Source organism: Streptomyces sp. NPDC041122, assembly GCF_055592445.1.
In genome coordinates this window covers 541,004-561,745 of sequence record NZ_JBVIYQ010000003.1, presented here as the reverse complement: position 1 = coordinate 561,745, position 20,742 = coordinate 541,004, and the positions used below count along the sequence as shown (strand labels likewise).

24 protein-coding genes are annotated in these 20,742 nt (G+C 73.3%); 15 read left to right on the top strand and 9 right to left on the bottom strand.

The genetic code is table 11. The annotated features are described in order from the left end of the window. The first annotated feature begins 22 nt into the window (after positions 1-22). Positions 23-1,366 (top strand): carboxylate--amine ligase, encoded by a 1,344-nt coding sequence (locus tag ACZ6B8_RS14900; protein ID WP_471607446.1) that lies wholly within the window; start codon positions 23-25, stop codon positions 1,364-1,366. Next, positions 1,359-2,627 (top strand): FAD-dependent oxidoreductase, encoded by a 1,269-nt coding sequence (locus tag ACZ6B8_RS14895; protein WP_471607445.1) that lies wholly within the window; start codon positions 1,359-1,361, stop codon positions 2,625-2,627. Before ACZ6B8_RS14900 ends, ACZ6B8_RS14895 begins: the two co-directional genes overlap by 8 nt. 294 nt (positions 2,628-2,921) lie before the next feature. Here the strand turns inward: ACZ6B8_RS14895 and ACZ6B8_RS14890 are convergent, their stop codons facing one another. The 3 genes from ACZ6B8_RS14890 to ACZ6B8_RS14880 form a co-directional block, all read right to left on the bottom strand. Next, complete coding sequence (locus tag ACZ6B8_RS14890) at positions 2,922-4,274, bottom strand: chaplin (RefSeq protein WP_471607444.1); 1,353 nt, start codon at positions 4,272-4,274, stop codon at positions 2,922-2,924. 96 nt (positions 4,275-4,370) lie between these two features. Beyond that, a complete protein-coding gene (locus tag ACZ6B8_RS14885; protein WP_471087676.1) occupies positions 4,371-4,562 on the bottom strand; it encodes a chaplin in 192 nt (63 codons plus the stop codon). A gap of 309 nt (positions 4,563-4,871) precedes the next feature. Then, positions 4,872-5,282: a rodlin gene (locus tag ACZ6B8_RS14880; protein ID WP_471087167.1), complete on the bottom strand. Its 411-nt coding sequence runs from the start codon at positions 5,280-5,282 to the stop codon at positions 4,872-4,874. A gap of 198 nt (positions 5,283-5,480) precedes the next feature. Between ACZ6B8_RS14880 and ACZ6B8_RS14875 the strand changes: the two genes are divergently transcribed. Beyond that, positions 5,481-5,906, top strand: a complete 426-nt coding sequence (locus tag ACZ6B8_RS14875) for a hypothetical protein (RefSeq protein WP_471087164.1) — start codon at positions 5,481-5,483, stop codon at positions 5,904-5,906. Between the two features lie 76 nt (positions 5,907-5,982). Continuing rightward, positions 5,983-6,393, top strand: a complete 411-nt coding sequence (locus tag ACZ6B8_RS14870) for a rodlin (protein WP_471087161.1) — start codon at positions 5,983-5,985, stop codon at positions 6,391-6,393. A 92-nt stretch (positions 6,394-6,485) separates the two neighbouring features. Here ACZ6B8_RS14870 and ACZ6B8_RS14865 read toward each other — a convergent pair whose 3' ends face one another. Further along, positions 6,486-6,632 carry a hypothetical protein gene (locus tag ACZ6B8_RS14865; RefSeq protein WP_471087158.1) on the bottom strand — a complete coding sequence of 49 codons (147 nt, stop codon included), beginning with the start codon at positions 6,630-6,632 and terminating at the stop codon, positions 6,486-6,488. Positions 6,633-7,057: 425 nt separating this feature from the next. Between ACZ6B8_RS14865 and ACZ6B8_RS14860 the strand changes: the two genes are divergently transcribed. The 3 genes from ACZ6B8_RS14860 to ACZ6B8_RS14850 all read left to right on the top strand — a co-directional run bounded on the left by ACZ6B8_RS14860 (position 7,058) and on the right by ACZ6B8_RS14850 (position 8,764). Beyond that, positions 7,058-7,465: a rodlin gene (locus tag ACZ6B8_RS14860; protein WP_355810763.1), complete on the top strand. Its 408-nt coding sequence runs from the start codon at positions 7,058-7,060 to the stop codon at positions 7,463-7,465. Between the two features lie 245 nt (positions 7,466-7,710). Next, positions 7,711-8,106 (top strand): ATP-binding protein, encoded by a 396-nt coding sequence (locus ACZ6B8_RS14855; RefSeq protein WP_471087154.1) that lies wholly within the window; start codon positions 7,711-7,713, stop codon positions 8,104-8,106. Positions 8,107-8,269: 163 nt separating this feature from the next. Further along, on the top strand, positions 8,270-8,764 hold the full coding sequence (locus ACZ6B8_RS14850) for a hypothetical protein (protein WP_471087151.1): 495 nt from the start codon (positions 8,270-8,272) through the stop codon (positions 8,762-8,764). Between the two features lie 9 nt (positions 8,765-8,773). On the opposite strand, the gene ACZ6B8_RS14845 is transcribed toward ACZ6B8_RS14850, so the two are convergent. From ACZ6B8_RS14845 to ACZ6B8_RS14835, 3 genes are read right to left on the bottom strand one after another with little or no spacing between them, the layout of a single operon-like run. Then, positions 8,774-9,133: an Asp23/Gls24 family envelope stress response protein gene (locus ACZ6B8_RS14845; protein WP_471087148.1), complete on the bottom strand. Its 360-nt coding sequence runs from the start codon at positions 9,131-9,133 to the stop codon at positions 8,774-8,776. Continuing rightward, positions 9,130-9,801, bottom strand: a complete 672-nt coding sequence (locus ACZ6B8_RS14840) for an Asp23/Gls24 family envelope stress response protein (RefSeq protein WP_471607443.1) — start codon at positions 9,799-9,801, stop codon at positions 9,130-9,132. Before ACZ6B8_RS14840 ends, ACZ6B8_RS14845 begins: the two co-directional genes overlap by 4 nt. Beyond that, positions 9,792-10,346, bottom strand: coding sequence for an RNA polymerase sigma factor (locus tag ACZ6B8_RS14835; protein WP_471087142.1), 555 nt, complete (start codon positions 10,344-10,346; stop codon positions 9,792-9,794). The genes ACZ6B8_RS14840 and ACZ6B8_RS14835 overlap by 10 nt, the downstream gene beginning before the upstream one ends. Positions 10,347-10,597: 251 nt before the next feature. On the opposite strand from ACZ6B8_RS14835, the gene ACZ6B8_RS14830 reads away from it, so the two are divergent. The 5 genes from ACZ6B8_RS14830 to ACZ6B8_RS14810 all read left to right on the top strand — a co-directional run bounded on the left by ACZ6B8_RS14830 (position 10,598) and on the right by ACZ6B8_RS14810 (position 14,416). Continuing rightward, complete coding sequence (locus tag ACZ6B8_RS14830; protein ID WP_471087139.1) at positions 10,598-11,158, top strand: Asp23/Gls24 family envelope stress response protein; 561 nt, start codon at positions 10,598-10,600, stop codon at positions 11,156-11,158. A gap of 61 nt (positions 11,159-11,219) precedes the next feature. Then, the gene (locus ACZ6B8_RS14825) at positions 11,220-11,405 is read left to right on the top strand and encodes a hypothetical protein (RefSeq protein ID WP_471087136.1); all 186 of its coding nucleotides are present in this window, start codon (positions 11,220-11,222) and stop codon (positions 11,403-11,405) included. Then, on the top strand, positions 11,402-12,475 hold the full coding sequence (locus tag ACZ6B8_RS14820; protein ID WP_471607442.1) for a DUF6286 domain-containing Asp23/Gls24 family envelope stress response protein: 1,074 nt from the start codon (positions 11,402-11,404) through the stop codon (positions 12,473-12,475). The genes ACZ6B8_RS14825 and ACZ6B8_RS14820 overlap by 4 nt, the downstream gene beginning before the upstream one ends. Before the next feature lie 5 nt (positions 12,476-12,480). Further along, complete coding sequence (locus ACZ6B8_RS14815; RefSeq protein WP_471607441.1) at positions 12,481-13,110, top strand: alkaline shock response membrane anchor protein AmaP; 630 nt, start codon at positions 12,481-12,483, stop codon at positions 13,108-13,110. A gap of 364 nt (positions 13,111-13,474) precedes the next feature. Further along, complete coding sequence (locus ACZ6B8_RS14810; protein ID WP_471607440.1) at positions 13,475-14,416, top strand: hypothetical protein; 942 nt, start codon at positions 13,475-13,477, stop codon at positions 14,414-14,416. 72 nt (positions 14,417-14,488) lie between these two features. Here the strand turns inward: ACZ6B8_RS14810 and ACZ6B8_RS14805 are convergent, their stop codons facing one another. Continuing rightward, entirely contained in the window at positions 14,489-15,304 is an 816-nt protein-coding gene (locus ACZ6B8_RS14805) for an RNA polymerase sigma factor SigF (RefSeq protein WP_471087125.1), read from the bottom strand. A gap of 335 nt (positions 15,305-15,639) precedes the next feature. Between ACZ6B8_RS14805 and ACZ6B8_RS14800 the strand changes: the two genes are divergently transcribed. The 3 genes from ACZ6B8_RS14800 to ACZ6B8_RS14790 all read left to right on the top strand — a co-directional run bounded on the left by ACZ6B8_RS14800 (position 15,640) and on the right by ACZ6B8_RS14790 (position 19,458). Further along, positions 15,640-16,173, top strand: coding sequence for a GNAT family N-acetyltransferase (locus tag ACZ6B8_RS14800; RefSeq protein ID WP_471087122.1), 534 nt, complete (start codon positions 15,640-15,642; stop codon positions 16,171-16,173). Positions 16,174-16,264: 91 nt separating this feature from the next. Then, complete coding sequence (locus ACZ6B8_RS14795) at positions 16,265-18,094, top strand: S9 family peptidase (protein WP_471607439.1); 1,830 nt, start codon at positions 16,265-16,267, stop codon at positions 18,092-18,094. Positions 18,095-18,597: 503 nt separating this feature from the next. After that, on the top strand, positions 18,598-19,458 hold the full coding sequence (locus ACZ6B8_RS14790) for an SURF1 family protein (RefSeq protein ID WP_471087116.1): 861 nt from the start codon (positions 18,598-18,600) through the stop codon (positions 19,456-19,458). Between the two features lie 67 nt (positions 19,459-19,525). On the opposite strand, the gene ACZ6B8_RS14785 is transcribed toward ACZ6B8_RS14790, so the two are convergent. After that, positions 19,526-20,698 (bottom strand): hypothetical protein, encoded by a 1,173-nt coding sequence (locus ACZ6B8_RS14785; RefSeq protein ID WP_471087113.1) that lies wholly within the window; start codon positions 20,696-20,698, stop codon positions 19,526-19,528. Positions 20,699-20,742: the final 44 nt, after the last annotated feature.

Below are 20,742 nucleotides of genomic sequence, written 5' to 3'. Positions count from 1 at the left end.
TGCCTTTCCCCACATCGCCCGCATGGGTGACCGACAAGCGAGAGTGACGTTGCAGCCTCCTCTGGACACCCGCATTCCTGCGGTCCTGTTGCGGATCGACAGGAATCCCTTTCACCACGGAACCCTCGGCGCCGTGCGCTCCCTCGGCCGCGCCGGCATCGAGGTCCACCTGGTGGCCGACGACCGCGAGAGCCCCGTACGCCGCTCCCGGTACCTGCACCGGATGCACGCGCCGCCCGCCCCGGGCGCCTCCCTCGCCGAGGTGGCCGCCGTGCTGCGCCGGGTCGCGCACCGCCTCACCGGACCCGCCGTCCTGATCCCCCTGGACGACGCCGGCGCCCTCGCGGTCGGCGCCCTGTACGCGGAGCTCACCGACCGGTTCCTGCTGCCCCGGATGCCCGCCGGGGTGGCCGAACGCGTGGCGGACAAGGCGTCCCTCGCCGAGGTCTGCGCGCTGGCCGGCGTGGCCCATCCCACGACGCTGGCCCCCGAGTCCGCGGCGGAGGCCGCCGGCGCCGTGCACCGGCTCGGCTCGCCCGCGGTGGCGAAGTGGAGCCGCCCCTGGCTGCTGCCCCGCGACACCGGCCTGCGCAGCACGACCGTGATCGGCTCCCCGCACGAGGCGGCCGCCCTGTTCGAACGCCGGGCCGAGGCCGGCAGCCCGCTGCTGCTCCAGGCGTTCGTGCCCGGGGCCCGCGGGGCCGACTGGTTCGTGCACGGCTGCGCCGGCCGGGACGGCGTCGTGCGCGGCGGCGGTACGGGCCGCAAGCACCGCTCCTGGCCGCGCGCGGCGGGCCTGACGGTGAGCGGCGAGTGGTCCGCCGACCCCGCGCTGCGGGCTGCCGCCGCACAGGTGGTGTCGGCCCTGGAGTACCGCGGGATCTTCGACCTCGACTTCCGCAGGGACGCCGCCACCGGCGCCTACCACCTCATCGACTTCAACCCGCGCCCCGGCGCCCAGTTCCGCCTCTTCACCGACGGCGCGGACACCGACGTCGTCCGCGCCCTGCACCTCGACCTGACGCACCGCCCCGTACCGGCCCCGGTGCCGCTGCCCGGCCGGGCCTTCGTGGTCGAGAACTACGCCCCGCTGGCCGCGCTGCGCCTGGTCTCCCGGCCCGTGCGACTGCCGGGTCAGCGCACGCCCTCCCCCGCCGGCGAACTCGCCTGGCACGCCGGCGACGACCCCGGGCCCGGCGCGGCCCTGCGCCGGCAGTGGCGCCGCCACCTGGCGCGACGGCTGCGCGAGGGCCTCGGCCGCCGCGCCCGCACGATCCTGACGTCCCTGTCGAGCCGGGCGCGGGAACACGCGCCCGCCGTCCTGCCCGGCCAGGCCGGCAGAGAGCGAGCGGTCACCGATGCATGACCTGCTGATCGTCGGCGCGGGCCCCTACGGCCTGTCGATCGCCTCGCACGCCGCCGCGGCCGGCCTGGACGTACGGATCTTCGGCCGGACCATGGCGTCCTGGCGGGACCACATGCCGCGCGGCATGTTCCTCAAGTCCGAGCCGTGGGCCTCCGACCTGTCGGACCCCGCGGGCCGCTACGGCCTCGCCGCCTTCTGCGCCCGCGAGGGCCTGCCCGCCGAACACGGCCGTCCGCTGCCCATCGAGCACTTCGCGTCCTACGGCCTGTGGTTCGCCGAGCGGGCCGCGCCCCCGGTCGACGAGCGCCTCATCGGCAGCGTCCGTCCCGCCCCCGACGGCGGCTACGAGGCGCGGACCGAGGACGGCGAGGTCCGCCGCGCGCGTGCCGTGGCCCTCGCGGTGGGCGTGCTGCCCTTCACCGAGATCCCCGCGGCCGTACGGGACCTGGGCCCCGCCCACGTCTCGCACAGCAGCCACCACGCCGACCTGCGGCGCTTCGCGGGACAGGACGTGACGGTGCTCGGCGCCGGACAGGCGGCCCTGGAGACCGCGGCCCTGCTCGCCGAACAGGGCACCCGGGTCCGCGTCCTCGCCCGCTCCCCGCGCGTGAACTGGAACACCCTGCCGCCGCCCCTGCGCCGGCCCTGGCGGGAGTCGCTGCGCGCCCCGCACACCGGCCTCGGCTGCGGCTGGCGCAACACCTTCTACGCCCGCACCCCCGGCCTCTTCCGACTCCTCCCGGAGCCGTCCCGCGCCCGGGTCGCCGCCGACGCGCTGGGCCCGGCCGGGGCGTGGTGGGTCAGGGAACGCGTGGAAGGCGCCGTCGACGTGCGCGTCGGCCACCGCGTCGAGTCCGCCGCACCCGCTGGCGGCCGCGTCCGGATCCGCACCTCCGCCCGCACCGGCGAGAGCCTGAGCTTCACGACGGACCACGTCATCGCCGCCACCGGGTTCCGCGCGAGCACCGACCGCCTCACCGTCCTCGCCCCGGACCTGCACGCCCGCCTGCGCTCCCTCACCGACGGCACGCCGTACGTCGGCGACCGCTTCGAGACCTCGGTCCCCGGCCTCTTCCTGGCCGGCCTGACGACCGCGTCGAGCTTCGGCCCGGCCATGCGCTTCGTATACGGGGCGGCGTTCACCGCGGAGCGTCTGGTGCGGGGTGTGGAACGGCACGTACGCAGCGGACGGCACGCCGCCCTTCCGGCGCGGCCCCACCCGGGCGCCGAGCCGGTGGGTTCCGGCCGCACTTCTGAGTGACAGGGCGGGCGAACGGGTGAACCTCGGTTCCGCGGCGGGTCATTCGGTGGTGCACTGAACGGGCTTCACTGGGACAGCCTCGAATCGCTCCCCGACAGCCGCCGGCATCCATGCCGTGAGGGCGCGACACTACCGACGGGCTGATCACCACCTCCTTTTGCGCCGGCAGGAAATCCGCTCCTCGGAGCATTCCTGCCGGCGCACTGCTGTGCCCCGGAACGACGAATTCCCCGTAACCCACTGCGGGTTACGGGGAATACGGGGGGACGGATTCACGGCATCACGGGGTCACCGCTATCGCCGGGAACCGGTGAGCCCGCGGCGGTAGAGGATCGCTCCGCCGAGCAGCAGGCCCATGCTGGCGGCCGCCCCACCGATCAGCGAGGAGTCCGCGCCGGTCTCGGCCAGCTGCTCCTGCGCACCGGCCACCTGGACCGGCCGGTCGGCACGCGTGCCGTGCTGCGCGTGGTGAGGCGCCGGTGCCGGATGGGTGACGATCCGGTCGTCGCCCGGCGTCACGGGACGGGGCACGGAGGGCATCGCCCGGGGCCGCGGGCCGGGGGACTCCGGCGTGTGGGCGACGGGCGGCGCCGTGGTGTGGTGGTGCGGGGCGTCGTGGTGCCGCGGGGTGTCGTGGTGGCGGGGCTCCTCGTGGCGGGGGTGGTCCTGGTCCCCGCCCGGGCACGTGTTGCCCATGGTGGGCGACAGGAGCCCGATGACACCGACGGTGTTGCCGCAGGCCTGGACCGGCACGTCCGCCGGGGCCTTGGCGTTGTTGCCGCCCAGCACGCCGGGCGAGTTGGCGGAGTCGCCGTGGGCGGCCGAGCCGCTCCCGGTGTGATCGCCCCCGCTGTGCTCGCTCCGGGTGTCGTCACTGCCGTAGCCCTCGTGCCGCGTCCGCTCCGGCGCCTTGTGGGGCGCGGTCCTGGCCTCGTGCTGCGGCTTCGGCGCGGCGTGCTTCGGCTCGTGCTTGCGCACGGGGTGGGCCGGCTCGTGCTTCGGCGCGGGCGCGGCATGGCTCGCCGTGTGCTCCGGCTCGTGCTTGGGCTTCGGCGCGGCGTGCTTCGGCTCGTGCTTCTGCGCCGGGTGGGCCGGCTCGTGACGCGGCGCGTGGTGCTGCGCCGCGGGACGGTGCTCGTGGTGATGCGCGGCAGGAGCGGGCGCGGGGTGGCTCGCCTCGTGCTTCGGCTTCGGCTTGGGCTTCGGCGCGGCGTGGCTCGGCTCGTGCTTCTGCACCGGGTGGGCCGGCTCGTGACGCGGCGCGTGGTGCTGCGCCGCGGGACGGTGCTCGTGGTGATGCGCGGCAGGAGCGGGCGCGGGGTGGCTCTGCGGGGCGCGGGCCTGCGGGGCCGGGGCCGGCGGGACGGGGCTCGGCATGGCCGGGGCGGAGTAAGCGGAGTGGGCGTAGGAGGTGGCGCACGCGTTGCCGAACGCCGGGTTGAGTCCCGCGGCGGCGTCGACCGAGTTGCCGCACGCGTTCACCGGCACCTCGACCGGGGCCTGCACGCTGTTGCCCGACAAGAAGCCTGGCGAGTCCAACGCCTGCCCGTTCGCTTCGGAAGCGGCGAACGCGTGGGTGCCGGACAGGGACAGGATGCTCGTGGCGGCCGCGGCGGAGAGCATTCCTTTGCTGAGGGCCTGTCGCAATCTAGTGGTCTTTCTCTGTCCGATGGGGAGCCGGCCCTGGCCCCGGGAGGGATGCCAGGGCCGGCTGGGCACAGCAGAAGCAGCTGGGCCGTTACGTCAGTCGTTGGCGCACTTGTTGCCGAACGCCGGGTTCAGCAGACCGATGACGTCGACGGTGTTGCCGCACACGTTGACGGGAACGTGGACGGGAACCTGCACGGCGTTGCCGGAGAGAACGCCCGGGGACCCGACGGCCGCACCCTCGGCACCGGCGTCGGCGAACGCCGGGGCGCCCATGCCCAGCGCCATGACGGCACCGGCGATGATCGTTGCGCTCTTCTTGAGCTTCACAGCTTTTCCCTTCTTTCGGGTCACGTCTAAACGCCGGCCGAGACCGGGCGGGCAGTTCCTGTTCCCGCACCGTGACCTGAGCTCTACTTAACGAGCGATAGGGGCGGAAGAAACCGTGAAGTTGACACCCCTCGGAAGTTCACTCGAATGCGACCCCTACCGAATTACCCCCGCATCAAGGCACGTTGTGCCCCGGCATGAGAAAGCCCGGGCCGCCCGCGGAGGAAGGAGAACGGGCGGCCCGAGCCGACTCGGCAGTGCGGCAGATCAGCCGTTGTTCACGCCGTTGCCGGACAGCGCCGGGATGTCGCTCAGGATGTGCGACAGCGGCTCGTCGCCCTTCGCCTGGGTCGAGTTCTCGGTGCACTGCTGGTTCTGCGGCGCCGACAGGATCGGGATGTCCTGGACGGCGATCGGCACGAGGCCGACGAGGGAGCCCACGTTGGCCTTGACCGGGAGGCCGATGCAAGGCTTGTTGAGCGAGCCCTGAACCGCCGTCAGCTGCGGGCTCATGTTGCCCTTGATGGCGGAGTTGCCGAACGACTGCTTGGCGCCGTTGCCGCTCAGCGACTGGGTGCCGCCGTCGTCACCGATGGCCATCGCGGCAGGCGAAGCGGCAGCAGAAATACCAACGACGGAGACGGCGACCGCGGCCGCTGCCATTGCCTTCTTGAGCATTTGATGTTCCTTTTCTGGCGGACGCTCAGGTTACTGCGAGCTGTTCAACTCGCCCTGCCACGTTTGGTTCCGGTCGTTCACTCCATCGGATCTTTCCCGTATCGCCGTGCTGCCGGGCGGTACGCCGCGCGTCCCACCCCCGTTCGGCATGAAGGTCGGATTATCCTCAGATCATCCGGCCGGTCCTGGAAGGAATTCATGAAACGTGTGAAATGCAAGCCCGCCGATTCCCGATCCCTTTCCGCGGCGCCGTGGAGCGAACGGGAACTGCGGTTGGTGGAGCGGCTGGCGACGGTGCACCAGGAGCTCGCGCGGGTGCGCCGGGAGCGCGCGGCACTCGTCTCCTACGTATGGCGTCTGCACGGCGGGAGCCTCGGTGTCCCGGACCGGGCCGGCGGGCGCGCGGTCCAGGTCGACACGGCGGCCGGCAGCCTGTCGTGGCGCATCGACGCCGAGGACACGGACCTCCTCGCCGAGACCGGCGGCCGGGCGCCGGGGCCCGCCGCCACGCCGGCCGAGACGCTGACCCGGCTGTCCTTCCTTCATCTGCACCGCAGGCCCAACCGCCCGACCCGGCACAAGCGGACAGCGGGCGCCGCGCTTGGCAATGGGCCATCGGAGTGAATTCCAGGAACTACTCACTGCCGCGGCAGTTGCTCAGGTTGCTCCTTGGACGGGGCTCACTCAGAAGGGAAAACCTGTGCTGAAGAAGGTTATGTCCGCCGCTGCGGTCACGGCTTCCGTCGTCGGCATGTCGGCTGCTGCGGCCCCCACGGCGCTCGCCATCGGCAACGACGGTGGCACCGAGACCATGAGCGGCAACAACGCCATGCAGTCGTTCGGCAACTCCGCCACGTACGGAAACATGAGCCCGCAGATGGCGCTCATCCAGGGTTCGCTCAACAAGCCCTGTATCGGCCTGCCCGCGAAGGCGAATGTCGGTTCCCTCGTCGGCCTGGTGCCGATCGCCGTCCAGGACATCCCGATCCTGTCGGCGCCGCAGAACCAGCAGTGCACCGAGAACTCGACCCAGGCGAAGGGCGACGAGCCGCTGTCGCACATCCTGAGCGACCTGCCGGTCCTTTCCGGCAACGGTGTGAACAACCACTGACCCGCAACACCGTTCAGCGGGCCGCCATGGTGTCGATGGCGGCCCGCTGCGCTGTTTCCGCCGTGCCGTTCTCCGCGGAGCCGAACGGCCGGTCAGTAACGCGGCCACGGATCGCGGTCGACCAGGCGCGTCCACTCGGGATCGGGGCGTCCGGGAAGAGTCTTTCCCTGCTCCCGCCAGTTCCTGATCAGGGATTCGTAGATGGGATCCGTACGGTGGTCCGGGGATTGCCTGCTCACCGGAATGACACCTTGCCGCTTCCAGGGTCCTGCGCGGTCAGCCATATGTCCTCGTCACGAGTGGGGGCGTCTGGCGATGTCGTTCCTGGCGACGTCGGAAACGAAACAGCACCGTCGCGGCGAACGAGTCGTTCGCCCGCGTCGGACACCTCTTTCCGTTCAACGCCCCGAAGGTCCCGGCGGCATGGAGAATCGTCCGAACGACGGACCCGGCGCGTTCCGCCGTCTGCACCGCCGTGCGGGACGGGCCATATTCCGTGTCACGTACGGGAGTTCGCGGGAACTCGAAACCGGAGATCATCCGCCCTGGCGTTCAGCACATTAATGCTCTGAACGGGTCACTGGCCGCAACCGCTGCCCCCTCAGTCAGTTGATCGTCATGCGGCTCCGATGCGGAGCCTCTCTTCGAAGGGAACCTCACCATCATGAAGAAGCTGTTCGCGACGGCCGCCCTCGCCGCTTCCGTCGCCGGTATGTCCGCCGCCACCGCCCCGCAGGCCCTCGCCATCGGCGACGACCAGGGCACCACCTCGGTCAGCGGCAACGGCGCCGAGCAGACCTTTGGCAACTCCTCCACGCACGGCAACATGAGCCCGCAGATGTCCCTGGTCCAGGGCTCGCTGAACAAGCCCTGCATCGGCCTCCCGGCCAAGGTCAACGCCGGTTCCCTCGTCGGCCTGGTGCCGATCGCGGTCCAGGACATCAACGTCCTCTCCGCCCCGCAGAACCAGCAGTGCACCGAGAACTCCACCCAGGCCAAGGGCGACGAGCCGCTGTCGCACATCCTGGAGGACATCCCGCTGCTCTCGGGCAACGGCACCGCCAACCACTGATCCGAACGCACCCCGCCGTGGCCGGGGGGCATTGCCGGGGAAGGCCCGCAGCACATCGCTGACGGCGCCTTCCCCGTCCCTTTTCTGGTCCGATTTCTGGTCAGAGCGGAAGCGCACGACCTTCTGGGCCCGGGCCTCCATTTCCTCCCTAAACGGGCGAAAGGCCCGAACGATGCGTGTGGTCACACCGACCCGGGGCAAGCGAACGGAAACAGCCCCCACGCGATCGGTGGAAGTGATGCGCTGTGACCACTGTCAGCAGGCCGGAACCCACCCTCCCCACCTGTCCCCAGAGCCCGTCCGCGGCCCGGGAAGCCGTACGTGACCTGCTGCGCGAGCACCGGCCGGTCGGTGAGACGGCCTTCACCGACGCCGTTCTGGTCACCTCGGAGCTGGTCACCAACGCGATCCGGCACGCGGGCGGCGTACGCGGATTCGAGTGCCGGGTGCGGTCGGGGCGCGTCGAGATCGCCGTCGAGGACGGCAGCGACGAGGTGCCGGTGACCCGCCCGCGTCCGAGCCTCCTGATGAGCGGCGGCCACGGCTGGCCCACCGTCCGCCGCCTCTGCGACGACGTGACCGTGACGCGCCTGCCCGGCGGCGGCAAACGCATCGTCGCCCGCGTCCCGCTGGCCGCCTAGGCCCCGGTCCCCCGCCCCCGTCCGGCTCCCGGCCCGCCACCCTGCCGGCCCAGCACACCCGCACGTCACCGTGTGGCTACCGGGAAGCCCGGCGCGGGCGGGGTTCCATGGGGAGGCCATGTCTCCCCTCCCGGAAGGGCCGGTTCCCGCGGTGCAGCGAAGCGTGAAGACAATCCTCGTGACGACGGTGGCCGCGCTGACGGCTCTGGCGCCCGGCGCGGCGAGCGCCGCCGAACGGCATGCGCTCACCCTCGACACCACGGCCCGCACCAGCGCGGACGGCTCGCGCGCGGTGCTCTCCGGCACGTACACCTGCGAGGGCTTCACCGGCCCCGTACGGCTGCGGGTCGCGCTGCGGACGCAGCAGACGCGGCCGCTCACCGCGGCCGAGACCGAGACGGTCAAGAACCTCTACCAGTGGCTGGGCGTCCCCGGCACGCCCGTCCCGAAGACGTCCACGTCGAACACCGCCATCCAGCACACGTTCACCGCGTCCTGCGACGGCAGCGCCACCGCCCACCGGTGGGAGCGCGGTCTCTCCGGGGCAGGACCGAAGGGCACCAAGGCGTCGGTCACCGTGACGATGCTGGACGAGAACGCCCGTACGCCCGAACGGAACCCGCTCGCCCGCACCTCCGCCGAAGTCACCTTCGCCTAGCCCGTACCGTCACACGCGGCCGGTCACCGTCACCGAGACCCGCGGGGGCTGCGCGTCGCCGGTCAGCCCCAGGAGTGCCTCGGTCACCGCGGCGCGCACCGCGCGGGTGACGTCCAGGGCGCGGTGGCCCCGGCGCAGGACCACGCGGATGTCGGCGTTCCAGGGTTCGCCGCCGCCGCCGGTGACCCGTACCCCCGAGGAGCGGGACGAGGTGCCGAGGGCGGCCGCCGCTCCCGCGGTCCTGGTCAGCGGGTTGGACGCGCGCAGGAGTTCGGCCACGCCCGGCCGGAGGAAGGCGACGCCCGGGGTGCCGAGCACCGCTTCCCGTACGGCCTCGGCGAGCGCGCCGGAGGTGGGTCGTTCGGTCACGGCTGCCGCCTCTCCACGCCGTCGCGCGGGGTGTCGGGGTCGTCGGTGTCGTCCATGAGGTCGGCGATCGTCACGTCGACGGTCGCGACACGCATCCCCAGCTCCTCGTCCACCGCGCTCAGGACCCGGTCACGGACCTGCTCGCCGACCTCCTGGAGGTTCCAGGTGAGGGCCACGGCCACCGAGATCCGGATGCGCACCGGCTCGCGCGAGCGGCGCGCCGGCGCGAGGAGCGCGCGGTCCTCGCCGTCCAGCGGCTCGATGCGGCAGCTGCCCGCCCGTACGCCCGGCAGGGTCTCCGCGGCGGCGCGGACGGTACGGGCCGCCGCCGCCTCCACGATCCACGCGTCCTCCGCCCGCTCGCCGAGCGGCAGGGTGCGGCCCGGCCGCAGTTCGAGGCGCACCACGTCCATGACGCGGCCGACCAGGGCGGCGGCGTCGGGTTCCGGCTCCCGCGGGTCGCTCTCGCGGGCCGCCGACACGACGTCCTCCAGGCGGCGCAGCGTGTTCAGCGCCTCGGCGCAGTGCGGGCAGGTCTCGGCGTGCGGATCGGGCTCGCCGTTCTCCGCGCGCTCCCAGACGCTCCACACGTCCCGGCCGCACGGCAGCAGTTCGTTCGGTTCGTCCGTCATCCCGTGGTCCGGCCCGTACTCCTCGTTCACCGCCATGCGGCCATCGCCTCCGTGAGATAGCGCCGCGCCCTGAAGACGCGGCCCCGTACCGCCTCCGGACTGATGCCGACCGTCTCGGCGATGGTTTCGTAGGCGAGGCCGTTCAGCTCGCGCAGCACCCAGCACACGCGCTGCTCGGGAGAGAGGCCCTCCATCGCCCGGCCGAGGTCCGCCACGGCCGCGTGCGACTCGGCCACCCGGGAGGGCGACGCCTCGTGCTCGGGCGCCTGCGGCTCGGGCACCTCGCCCAGGTCCACGGAGGGCCGGCGGGCCCGCAGCACGTTGAGGCACCGGTTGGTGACGATGCGGTGCATCCACGTGCCGAACTGCGCGTCCTTGCGGAACTCGGGCAGCTTGCGCCAGGCGCTCACGAAGGACTCCTGCACGGCGTCCTCCGCCTCCGTCCGGCTGCCGAGCAGCCGCGTCGCGAGCCGCAGCAGGGACGGCACGTGATGGCGCACGAGCGCCTCGAAGGCCTCTTCGTCGCCCTCCGCTGCCCGTACGGCCAGCAGTCTGTCCTCGCGGCGGGAGGAATCGTCCACTTCCTCCCGCGCACCGTCCCGGTCCCCCGGCACACGCGGCTCCTCTCACTCGGGTCGTACTCCTACGACACTGCGGCGTCCGGCCGCGTTACGCGAGGCGGGCGGGTGACCCGGGCGGAGAAGAGATTCGGCCGACCCGCGTAACGAATCGCGTACCCGGGTGTCAGACGAGCAAGGGAAGGGGCACCCGGCTTCCGAGCGATCGGACAGCAGGCGGTCAGCGACAGGTTCCGACGACGAGGAGATGGCTCATGACAACTCAAGAGACCGGTTCGAAGACGTTCACGTCCGGCACCCCCGGCACCTCCGGCACGCCCGGCACCTCCGGCGGCGAAGGGCGGGGCGCCGTCACCGGCACCACGCACCAGACCGTGCCGGGCAGCACCACCGTGACGGGGCGCACCGGCGCCGCCGAACCGGCCGCGACCCGCGGGAAGACCTCCATCGCCGACGTCGTGGTGGTGAAGATAGCCGGGACGGCCGCACGCGAGATCCCCGGCGTGTTCGACATGGGCGGCGGCCTCTCCCGCACCCTCGGGGCCGTCCGCGACCGCGTCCCCGGCGGCCGCCCCAACGTCGGACGCGGCGTGAAGGTCGAGGTCGGCGAGCGGCAGACGGCCATCGACCTGGACATCGTCGTCGAGTACGGCGTGCCCATCACCGACGTCGCCCACGACGTGCGCGAGAACGTCATCGCCGCGGTGGAGCGCATCACCGGCCTGGAGGTCGTCGAGGTCAACGTCGCGGTCAACGACGTGCGCCTGCCCGAGGACGACAGCGTGGACTCCACCGGCGAGACGCGCGTGGAGTAGGCATTCCACGTCCGGCCCGGGGTACGGCAGCGATGTCTTCTTCTGCGGTGAGGGGTGAGTGGTGAGCACAGCTCTGGTGGGCATGGTGGCCGGGATGGCGCTGGGATTCGCCGGGTGGTTCGGCGGCTTCGGGGCCTTCCTCCTGGTCGCCGCGCTGGGCGCGGTCGGCTTCCTGGTGGGGCGCCTCGTGGACGACGGCACGGACATACGGGGCTTCCTCGGCGGCCGTGACCGGAGGCGACGATGAGCACCCCGGCCGGGGAGCGCGGCTCGACGACCGTCGCCGACCGCGCGGTGCGCCGCATCGCGGAGCGGGCCGCCACGGAGGCGCTCGCCCCCGAGGAGGTGCGGGCCACCCGCGGTTCGGCGTCGGTGCGCGGGCGCCGGGCGCGGGTCGCCGTCACCGTGACGCTGCCGTACCCCGAGGTCCTCGACGACGCGGGGGAACGCGTGCGCTCACACGTCGCCGACCGCACGCGCCGGCTCACCGGGCTCGTGGTGCCCTCGCCGCGGATACGGGTGGGCGGGCTGCGGGTGCGGGGCGCCGGGCAGGCCGTCGAGGAGGCGGCGGCCGGCCGCGGGGCCCGCGAGACCGGGCGCCGGGTGCGGCGGCCGTGGGGGCAACGGCGGCTCCCCGTCGGGGTTCTGGCGCTGCTCGCCGCCCTGGCCTGCGGGGTTCTGCTGTACGACGTGCTCGCCGTGCACGCGGCGGGACGGCCGCCCGCGTGGTGGCGGACGGACCTGCTGCGGTGGCTCACCACACACGGCCCGGACAGCAGCGCCTGGCCGGGCCTCGTGGCCGCGCTCGCCGTGCTCGTGCTCGGCGTGTGGCTGCTCGTGCTCGCCGTCACGCCGGGCCTGCGCGGCCGGCTCCCGATGCGCGAGCCCCTGCCGGACCTCCGCGCGACCCTCGACCGGGGCGCGGCGGCCACGCTGTTGCGGGACGCGGTGTCGGACCTGCCCGGGGTCGCCCGGGTCCGGGTGTCGGTCGGCCGCCGGGCCGTCCGGGTGCGCGCCGGGCTCACTTTCGGCCAACTGGACGCGGCGCGGCAGGCGTTGCGGGATGTGGCGGAACGCACGGTGGCGTCCTGGGGAACGGCACGACGGCCACGGCTCCACGTACGGCTGACCCCGGAGCCGACGTGGCGCGACGCGGCGGGGGCGGACACGGCTTCGGGGGTGGCCGCGACGGGCGGTGCGACCGCCGGCGCGGGCGCGATCCCGGTGACGGAAGGCGCGGCGCCCATGACCGGCGGTGGCACCCCCGTGGCGACCGCGCCCGATGACCTTCCGGGGCAGGGCGGCGGGGTCCGGTGAGCCGGATGCGGGGCCCCCTCAACCGGACCGTCCTGCTCTGCTCGGCGGCGGCGCTGCTCGCCGCGGGGGCCGCCCTCGCGTCCGCGACCGACCCCGTACGGGACCGGCTGCCGACCGGTTCGCCGCGGCTCGGCGCCGGCCGGGTGTGGCTCGACGCGGACGACCTGAGCCGGTGGCGCGGCCACGACGGGTGGACGGCGCTGGTCGTCGCCGCGCTCTCCGTCGGCGTCCTCCTGTTCCTCCTCTTGGTCCTCGCCCAGCTCCGCGGCGGCCGGCTGCGCGAACTGCCCCTCGGCAGCCCCGGCATCACCCTCTCCGGGCCCGCGCTCGCCGCGGCGATGACCGAACGGACCCGCGCCGTCCAGGGCGTCGCCCACGCGCGTGTACGCCTCCGGGGAAGCCGCAGGAGCGGTCGGCGCGGCAGCCGTCGGGCCCGCCGGCGAGGGCTGCGCGCCCGCATCACGGTCGTCCTGCGGCCGGACAGCGCCCCGGAGGACGTCCTGCGCCGTCTGGCCCGGGAGACGGTGGCCGAGGCGCGCGCCGCGGTCGCTCCCCGGCCGCTGCGCGTCGACGTACGGCTCGTCACCCGGTCCCACACCAAGGGCCCGGCCCGGGGCGCGCGGCGGCTGCGCTGAACGGGTCACCCGGCGCCCCGGGCGCCCGCCCCGCCGTCACCCGCGCGTGCCACCCCGCCTCACCCGGCGGGATCGCATTGTAAGAACGATTCTGCACCGTCAGGGGTCGGTTGAGCGGTCTTCCATCTCAGCGGACCGTATGGCCGTAGGGCCGGAGAACAGACCCGAACGGCGGGCGCCTCACCCGCTCGGCCGCCCCGGACGGCGCAACCGTCCGACCAGCAGCCAGACGGTAAGAATGACTCGCCTGCTGATCGTAGGAGTAGGGCCGACCGGAGTACTCGACGGCAACCGCCATTTCCTTCAAAGACGTTGATCCGTTCAGCCGGTCATGGAACTCAGGGACCGGCTTGAGCGACATGCCGTGCTCGCAGACATGTACTGCGAGGCCAACGAACGTGTCGTGGACGCGCAGTTGACACTCGAGGAGCTGAGAAAGAACAGAAACCGTGTGCTGGCGGCGCTCGCCGTGACCCTCGGCAGCGACACCGGAGCCGCGCACGTGCTCGGCCTGCCGGAGCGCGACGTCCGTACGGCACGCAAGTCCGTGAACCGCGAGGAGGCCCTCGACCTGGCGACCAACGCGCTGGAGCTGCTGGCCGCCGAGTCGGCCGCCGCCCCCGCGTATCCGGCGTACGCGGAACGGCATTCCGTCGCACCCGACCCGCCCGAGGCACCGGACACCGGCCCCGCGCCCGAACCGGCCGCCCCCGCGCCGGAACCCGCGGTGGTGCACGCCCCCGCCCGGGAGGCCGTCGCACCCGCGCCTGCGCCGGTGGCGGCGCCTGCCCCGGTGGCCGCGCCCGCTGCCCCGCACGTGCAGGTCGCGGCCCCCACGGCGGTACCCGACACCGTCTCGTGGACCGCGCCGATGGACCAGCTGCTGGTCCAGGGCTGGCACGAGGGGGTGAACCCCAGCGTGCTCGCCACTCAGCTGGGCTGCGATCTGTCGGCACTGGCGCTCAGGGTGCAGGAGCTCTCGTACGCGGAGAGCGCACCCGCCCAGGCCGTCTCGGCGCAGGCCGACGTCCGGACGGGAGGTGACACTTGGGAGCCCGCGCAGGCTCCCTCGCGACAACCCGGGCGCCACCGGCGCCACCGAGCCAACGGGTCTGCTCATGGCCTTTTCCCGCAAGAGACGATGAGCCACCAGAGCCATCAGGGACACCAGAGTCACCAGGGCCACCAGCAGGAGCTGCGCCAGCCGCCGGACCACCTGGCCTATCACCCCTCGTACGCCCCCCAGGGGCAACCGGCCGGCTACCACCTGCCCTACGGGGACCACGCGTACTCGGTCGGCATGTGAGCGGCGCCGGAGCGGGGCCGGCGCCGCGCCGCCGGAGCGGGTGGGTCAGGCGGTTCAGGTGGGTCAGGTGGATCAGATCTCGGTGAGCATGCCCGAGCGCAGCTTGGCGAGGGTGCGCGTGAGCAGGCGCGAGACGTGCATCTGGGAGATGCCGAGCACCTCGCCGATCTGCGCCTGGGTCATCTCGCGGCCGAAGCGCATCTCGATGATGTGGCGCTCGCGGTCGTCCAGTTGCTCGATGAGGGGCGCCAGGGTGTGCAGCTCCTCGAAGAGGTCGAGCGCGGGGTCGTCCTCGCCGAGGACGTCGGCGTAGTCCCGTCCCTGGGTGCCGTCGTCCTGGCCGACGGGCACGTCGATGGAGCCCGCCGTATAGCCGTTCGAGGCGACGAGGCCGTCGTTGACCTCGCGCTCGGTGAGGTCGAGGTACTCGGCGAGCTCGCGCACGGTGGGCTCGCGGTCCAGCTCGCCGCCGAGCTGCTCCTTGGCCTTCACCAGGTCGACCCGGAGCTCCTGGAGGCGGCGCGGCACGTGCACGGCCCAGGTGGTGTCGCGGAAGAACCGCTTGATCTCGCCGGTGATGTAGGGCAGCGCGAAGGTGCTGAACGCGACGTCACGGGAGAGCTCGAAGCGGTCGATGGCCTTTATCAGGCCGATCGTGCCGACCTGCACGATGTCGTCGGAATCCGTGCTGCCGCCGCGGAACCGCGCGGCAGCGAACTGCACGAGCGACAGGTTCATCTCGATCAGGGTGTTGCGCGCGTACTGGTACTCGTGGGTGCCCTCTTCGAGGGTCTGGAGCCGGTCGAAGAAGATCTTCGACAGGGCGCGCGCGTCCTGCGGCGCGACGCTGCCCGCGTCTTCGACCCACGGCAGTTCGCTGCCGGACATCTCTTCCCGGGGGCCCGCGGGGCGCGCCGCCTCATGCGTGGACGCGGCAGTCAACTGTGTAGGCGGCCTCACAAGTTCACCTTCGGTCGGGGACATCGAACGGGGACGACAACAGCCGCCTGCCCGTTTCCGCCCAGGTTAAGCTCCCGACCGGAAAAGGGAGTTCACCGACCCGGCTTCCACGAGAGCTTCCGACCCGGCTTCCGCGACCGCTTCCCGCCCGGCTTACGGCCCGTCGCCCCCGTTCCGCTGGCCGTTCCGTGCTGACACCATGCGGAGTCCAGGGTGTCAGGGTGTGGGGGTACGCCCTCGGCAGGGCGGACGGGGAGGCGCACATGCCAGAGGTGTTCCTGCGACGGCTGAGCCGTTGGCAGGCGGAGCAGCAGCGCGAGGCCGTGGCCGACCTCTACGTAGAGGCCTTCCGAGGGTCGGCCGGGGCCGGGCAGCGCAGTCGGCAGGACTTCCTGCGGCGGTTCGAACACGACGTGCAGCAGACCGACTTCGACATGGTGGTGGCCGACGCGGCGGGTCTCGTCGGCTGCCTCTACGGGTACCGCGCCGAGCGCAGCGGCGAATGGTGGGAGGGGTTCCGGGGCGTCCTGCCCGCGGAGGTCGCGGAACAGACCGCGTCGGGACGGGTCTTCCGGCTCGGCGAGCTGATGGTGGCGCCCGCCGGGCGCAGGGCGGGCGTGGCCGCCCGGCTGCGGACGCTGCTCCTGACCCGGCACACGTCCGAGGTCGTCGTCACCGTCATCAAACGGGACGACGACCTGGGGCGGGAGGTGCTGCGGGCGTGGGACTGGCGGGAGCTCGGCGAGTTCGCGCCCGAGCGGGAGGGCTGGCTGCGGCCGCCGTCGCCGCTGCCGTGAGGGCGGGGACAGGGGCAGGGGCATCGGCGAACGGAGAGTTATCCACAGGCTGGGGACTCCTGCCAGCGGTTTGTCGCCGGTGGCGTGCACTATGGGGGGCATGAGCGATACGGGTGCCGAGAAGGCGACAGGGTCGACGTCCATGCCGGACTGGGAGAAGCGGTTCAGGGCGCCCCGGGTGTCGCTGCCGGACTGGGCGGAGGACGCCCCGCAGCGCTCCCTGTTCGTGTCGAACGCGACGGGGACGTACGAGTTGTACGCGTGGGACCGGGCCACCGGCGCCCAGCGCCAGGTGACCGACCGGACGAACGGCACGACGGACGGCGTCCTCTCGCCGGACGGCGAGTGGATCTGGTGGTTCAACGACAAGGACGGCGACGAGTTCGGCGTGTGGATGCGCCAGCCCTTCGGCGGCGGCCCCGACGAGCCCGCGGTGCCGGGCCTCGACGCCTCGTACCCCGCGGGGCTCGCCCTCGGCAGGGACGGCGGGACGGTGATCGTCGGCCGCTCGACGGACGAGGAGGGCTCGACGATCCATGTCGTACGCCCCGGTGCCCCCGCCCCGGCGGAGGTGTACCGCCACCGCGAGTCGGCCGGCGTCGGGGACCTGTCGCACGACGGCACCCTGATCGCCGTCGAGCACACGGAGCACGGCGACGCGATGCACTCCGCCCTGCGGGTGATCCGGGCGGACGGCTCGACCGTCGCCGAGCTGGACGACACCAAGGGCGGCACGGTCGAGCTGGGCCTCGAGGTCCTCGGCTTCGCGCCGGTGGACGGCGACACGCGCCTGCTGATCGGGCACCAGCGGCGGGGCCGCTGGGAGCCGATGGTGTGGGACGTGGCGAGCGGCGAGGAGAGCGACCTCGCGCTCGGCCTGCCGGGCGACGTGAGCGCCGAGTGGTACCCGGACGGCTCGGCGCTGCTGATCGCGCACGGCTTCGAGGCGCGCGGCGAGCTGTTCCGCTACGACCTCGCCTCGCGCGACCTGGTCCGCATCGAGACGCCCGCGGGATCGGTGTCGGGCGCGACGGCCCGCCCCGACGGCACCGTGGAGTACATGTGGTCCTCGGCCGCCGAGCCGCCGGTGGTCCGCTCCACGTCGGGCGACGTGGTCCTGGACCCGCCCGGCATGAAGGCGCCGAAGTCCGTCCCCGTGGAGGACGTGTGGGTGGACGGACCCGGCGGCCGCATCCACGCGCTCGTGCAGCGGCCCGCGGGCTCCTCGGGGCCGCTCCCCACCGTCTTCGAGGTGCACGGCGGCCCCACCTGGCACGACAGCGACTCCTTCGCGGCGGGCCCCGCGGCCTGGATCGACCACGGGTACGCGGTGGTCCGGGTGAACTACCGCGGCTCGACGGGGTACGGCCGTGAGTGGACGGACGCGCTCAAGCACCGCGTCGGCCTCATCGAGCTGGAGGACATCGCGGCGGTCCGGGAGTGGGCGGTGACGTCGGGCCTCGCGGACCCCGACCGCCTGATCCTCTCGGGCGGCTCCTGGGGCGGCTACCTCACCCTGCTCGGCCTCGGCACGCAGCCGGACGCCTGGGCGGTGGGCCTGGCGGCGGTGCCCGTCGCGGACTACGTGACGGCGTACCACGACGAGATGGAGGCGCTGAAGGCGATGGACCGCACGTTGCTCGGCGGCACGCCGGAGGAGGTCCCGGAGCGGTTCCGGGCGTCGTCCCCGCTGACGTACGTGGACGAGGTGAAGGCCCCGGTCTACATCTCGGCGGGCGTCAACGACCCCCGGTGCCCGATCCGCCAGATCGACAACTACGTGGACCGCCTCGCGGCGCGGGGCGCGGTCCACGAGGTCTACCGCTACGAAGCGGGCCACGGGTCACTGGTCGTGGACGAGCGGATCAAGCAGGTGGGGTTGGAGCTGGACTTCGCGGGGCGGCATGTGCGGCGGGCTTGAACGGTGCTTCGCCTGGCGGCGGGCTTGAACGGGGCTTCGCCTGGCGGCGGGCTGGTCGCCTGCGGCGGGCTTCGGCTTCGCCGGTGGGGGTGCCGGCCGGGGTGGCCCGCTGAGGCCGGGGGTGGGTTTGCCGCCTGCGGCGGCCTGGCCCGCCGCTGTGCGGCGGATTGATCCCACCCACCCACCCGTTCACCCGGCACCGCTCTGTGCGGGGAGGGCGGGTGGGTGGGGGTTCACCTGGTGGTGCGGCTTTCGGCGCGTGGGGGGGACGAGCGGGCTCCTACCCGCGCCGGACGGTGCGGGGTAAACGGGCGGGTGGGTGGGACGCATCCGCCGCGCAGCGGCGGGGCAGGCCGCCGCAGGCGGCGAACCCACCGCCCGGCCTCAGCGGGCCCCTGGCGGCAAACCTCCCGGGGGGCCCGCGCACGGAGGCGCCCCCACCCGCAGGGTGACCCAGGACCCCACGGCTCAGCCCCCCGCAGGGGCCCCGTACCGTGGGAGGTGTGTACCGGTTTCTGCTGACGCCCCGCTGGTGGGGGATCAACGTCTTCGTCGTGCTGGCCATCCCCTTCTGCATCTTCATGGGTTCCTGGCAGCTCGGCCGCTTCGAGGACCGCGTACAGGACCACGAGTCCGCCAAGGACCAGGTCGCCGCGCAGGACCGGGAGCGGAACACCGAGGGCAGGCCCCTCGACTCGCTGCTCCCCGTCGACAAGGAGACCTCCGGCGAGCAGGCCACGGCCACCGGCCGTTACGGCAAGCAACTCCTCGTACCCGACCGCGAGTTGGACGACAAGCGCGGTTTCTACGTGCTGACGCTGCTCCGTACGGACGGCGGAAAGTCGCTGCCCGTCGTCCGCGGCTGGCTCCCCGGCGACGCGAGCGCCGCGAAGGCCCCGGCCGCCCCCAAGGGCGAGGTCACCGTCACCGGCGCGCTGCAGGCCTCGGAGAGCCCCGGTTCCAACGGGGTCAGCGCCGCGGGCGGTCTGCCCCAGGGCCAGCTGGGCGCGATCAGCTCGGCGTCACTGGTCAACCTCGTCCGTGACGACATGTACGACGCGTGGATCACCCTCGGCAAGGCCGACTCCGGCATGAAGGCCGTCCCGGCCGCCGCGCCGAGCAACACCGGCCTCGACCTGAAGGCCTTCCAGAATCTCGGCTACACCGGTGAGTGGTTCGTCTTCGCCGGGTTCGTCGTCTTCATGTGGTTCCGCCTCTTCCGCCGCGAGGCCGAGTTCGCCCGCGACGCCCGCCTGGGCCTGCTTCCCGACCCGGAGACGAACGAGGAGACGGGCGAGGGGACGAACGAGGGGACAGGCGAGGAGAAGGGCGACGGCAACCGGGAACGGGCCGTCGACGCCTGAGCAAGCCCCACGCGGTCCCGCGGTCCCCGCGCAGGCCCCCCCGCCGGCCCCGCCACTCACCCACGCCCTACGAAGCCGGCAGGATTCCCGTCCGGTACACCGTCCCGGCGCACGCGTTCGGAATCGTCGTCCCCGCCGAGGGCGAGCCGGGCTCCGCGGTCAGGGAGACCACGACGCTGCCGTCGACCACGCCACCGTCATCCCGCCCCAGCTGCGGTTCGACGCCCTCGGGCGTGCCACCGTCCGGCGTGCCGCTGGTGCCCTCCGACGGGGACGGGTCGGGCGTCGGCTCCCCGCCGTCCGAGGGACACGAGTCCGACGGCACCCAGACGAACCGCACCTCGTACGCCGCGCCGGGACGCAGTACGAACGGGGTGGCCTCCTGCGAGGGGTCCGGCAGCCGGGTCGCCGCGTCGCCCGCCGTGTGGTCGACCACGGTGATCTTCGCGGGGTCGGCCCCGCCCTGCGCCACCGTACCGACGGCGCCGGCGGCCTCGACCGTACAGCTGCTGCCGGAGACGTTGGAGACGCGGAAGGAGCCGTACACCTTGTTGTCGGCCTCTGCCGTGCCCGCGCTGCCCGTGGCGCCGAGCTGGGTCGCGGCGCAGGCCGGTGAGCTGGCGGCCTCGGAGGTGGAGGGGTCCGGCGATCCCGTGCCACCGCCGCCCGTGCCGCCCTTCTCCTTGCCGTCCCTCTTGTCCTTCTTGTCTTTCTTGTCCTTGCTCTTGGACTTGCCGGGCTTCTGGCCCGCGCCCTTCTCGGCGCCGTCGGGGCCCTTGCCCTGGCTCGAACCGCCCTGGGCGTCCTGGCTGTTGCCGGCGATGGAGGTGCGGTCGTCCGAGTCGCCGCCCGAGTTGGTGACGTGCACCAGAGCGGGGACGGCGGTGCCGATGAAGAGCGCGGCGGCGGCGAGGCCGACGACGGCCTGGCGCTTGCGGGCCCGACGGGCGGGGACGGCCTGCCGCAGGTGTTCGAGGGTGCGGTCGCTCGGCTCGATCTCCTCCACGGCCTGCCGCATCATCCGCCGCAGCGCGAGCTCGTCGGCGCCGAACCCGTCGGAGCCGGACTCGCCGGAGCCGGATTCGCCGGCGTCGTCACGAGCCGATCCGGGACCGGAGGCATCCGTGGAGCGCGCGGAGCCCGTGGCTCCGGCGGACCCGGTGGCGTCCGGCTCCGCGGCATCCGGCTCCCTGGCATCCGGCTCCCGCTCGGGCCCGTCGCCTTCGGGGCCGTGGTTCACGTCTGCGTTCCTGCCATGCCGATCAAATCCGCCCTGCTCATCAC

Bases quoted from the DNA above. Each gene is read 5' to 3' on its own strand.
- ACZ6B8_RS14815 (WP_471607441.1), top strand. From the start codon at position 12,481: ATGCGGGGCCCCCTCAACCGGACCGTCCTGCTCTGCTCGGCGGCGGCG.
- ACZ6B8_RS14805 (WP_471087125.1), bottom strand. From the start codon at position 15,304: ATGTCCGGCAGCGAACTGCCGTGGGTCGAAGACGCGGGCAGCGTCGCG.
- ACZ6B8_RS14875 (WP_471087164.1), top strand. From the start codon at position 5,481: ATGAAACGTGTGAAATGCAAGCCCGCCGATTCCCGATCCCTTTCCGCG.
- ACZ6B8_RS14795 (WP_471607439.1), top strand. From the start codon at position 16,265: ATGGGGGGCATGAGCGATACGGGTGCCGAGAAGGCGACAGGGTCGACG.
- ACZ6B8_RS14840 (WP_471607443.1), bottom strand. From the start codon at position 9,801: ATGGCGGTGAACGAGGAGTACGGGCCGGACCACGGGATGACGGACGAA.
- ACZ6B8_RS14830 (WP_471087139.1), top strand. From the start codon at position 10,598: ATGACAACTCAAGAGACCGGTTCGAAGACGTTCACGTCCGGCACCCCC.
- ACZ6B8_RS14820 (WP_471607442.1), top strand. From the start codon at position 11,402: ATGAGCACCCCGGCCGGGGAGCGCGGCTCGACGACCGTCGCCGACCGC.
- ACZ6B8_RS14900 (WP_471607446.1), top strand. From the start codon at position 23: ATGGGTGACCGACAAGCGAGAGTGACGTTGCAGCCTCCTCTGGACACC.
- ACZ6B8_RS14800 (WP_471087122.1), top strand. From the start codon at position 15,640: ATGCCAGAGGTGTTCCTGCGACGGCTGAGCCGTTGGCAGGCGGAGCAG.
- ACZ6B8_RS14885 (WP_471087676.1), bottom strand. From the start codon at position 4,562: ATGGCGCTGGGCATGGGCGCCCCGGCGTTCGCCGACGCCGGTGCCGAG.
- ACZ6B8_RS14895 (WP_471607445.1), top strand. From the start codon at position 1,359: ATGCATGACCTGCTGATCGTCGGCGCGGGCCCCTACGGCCTGTCGATC.
- ACZ6B8_RS14860 (WP_355810763.1), top strand. From the start codon at position 7,058: ATGAAGAAGCTGTTCGCGACGGCCGCCCTCGCCGCTTCCGTCGCCGGT.
- ACZ6B8_RS14880 (WP_471087167.1), bottom strand. From the start codon at position 5,282: ATGCTCAAGAAGGCAATGGCAGCGGCCGCGGTCGCCGTCTCCGTCGTT.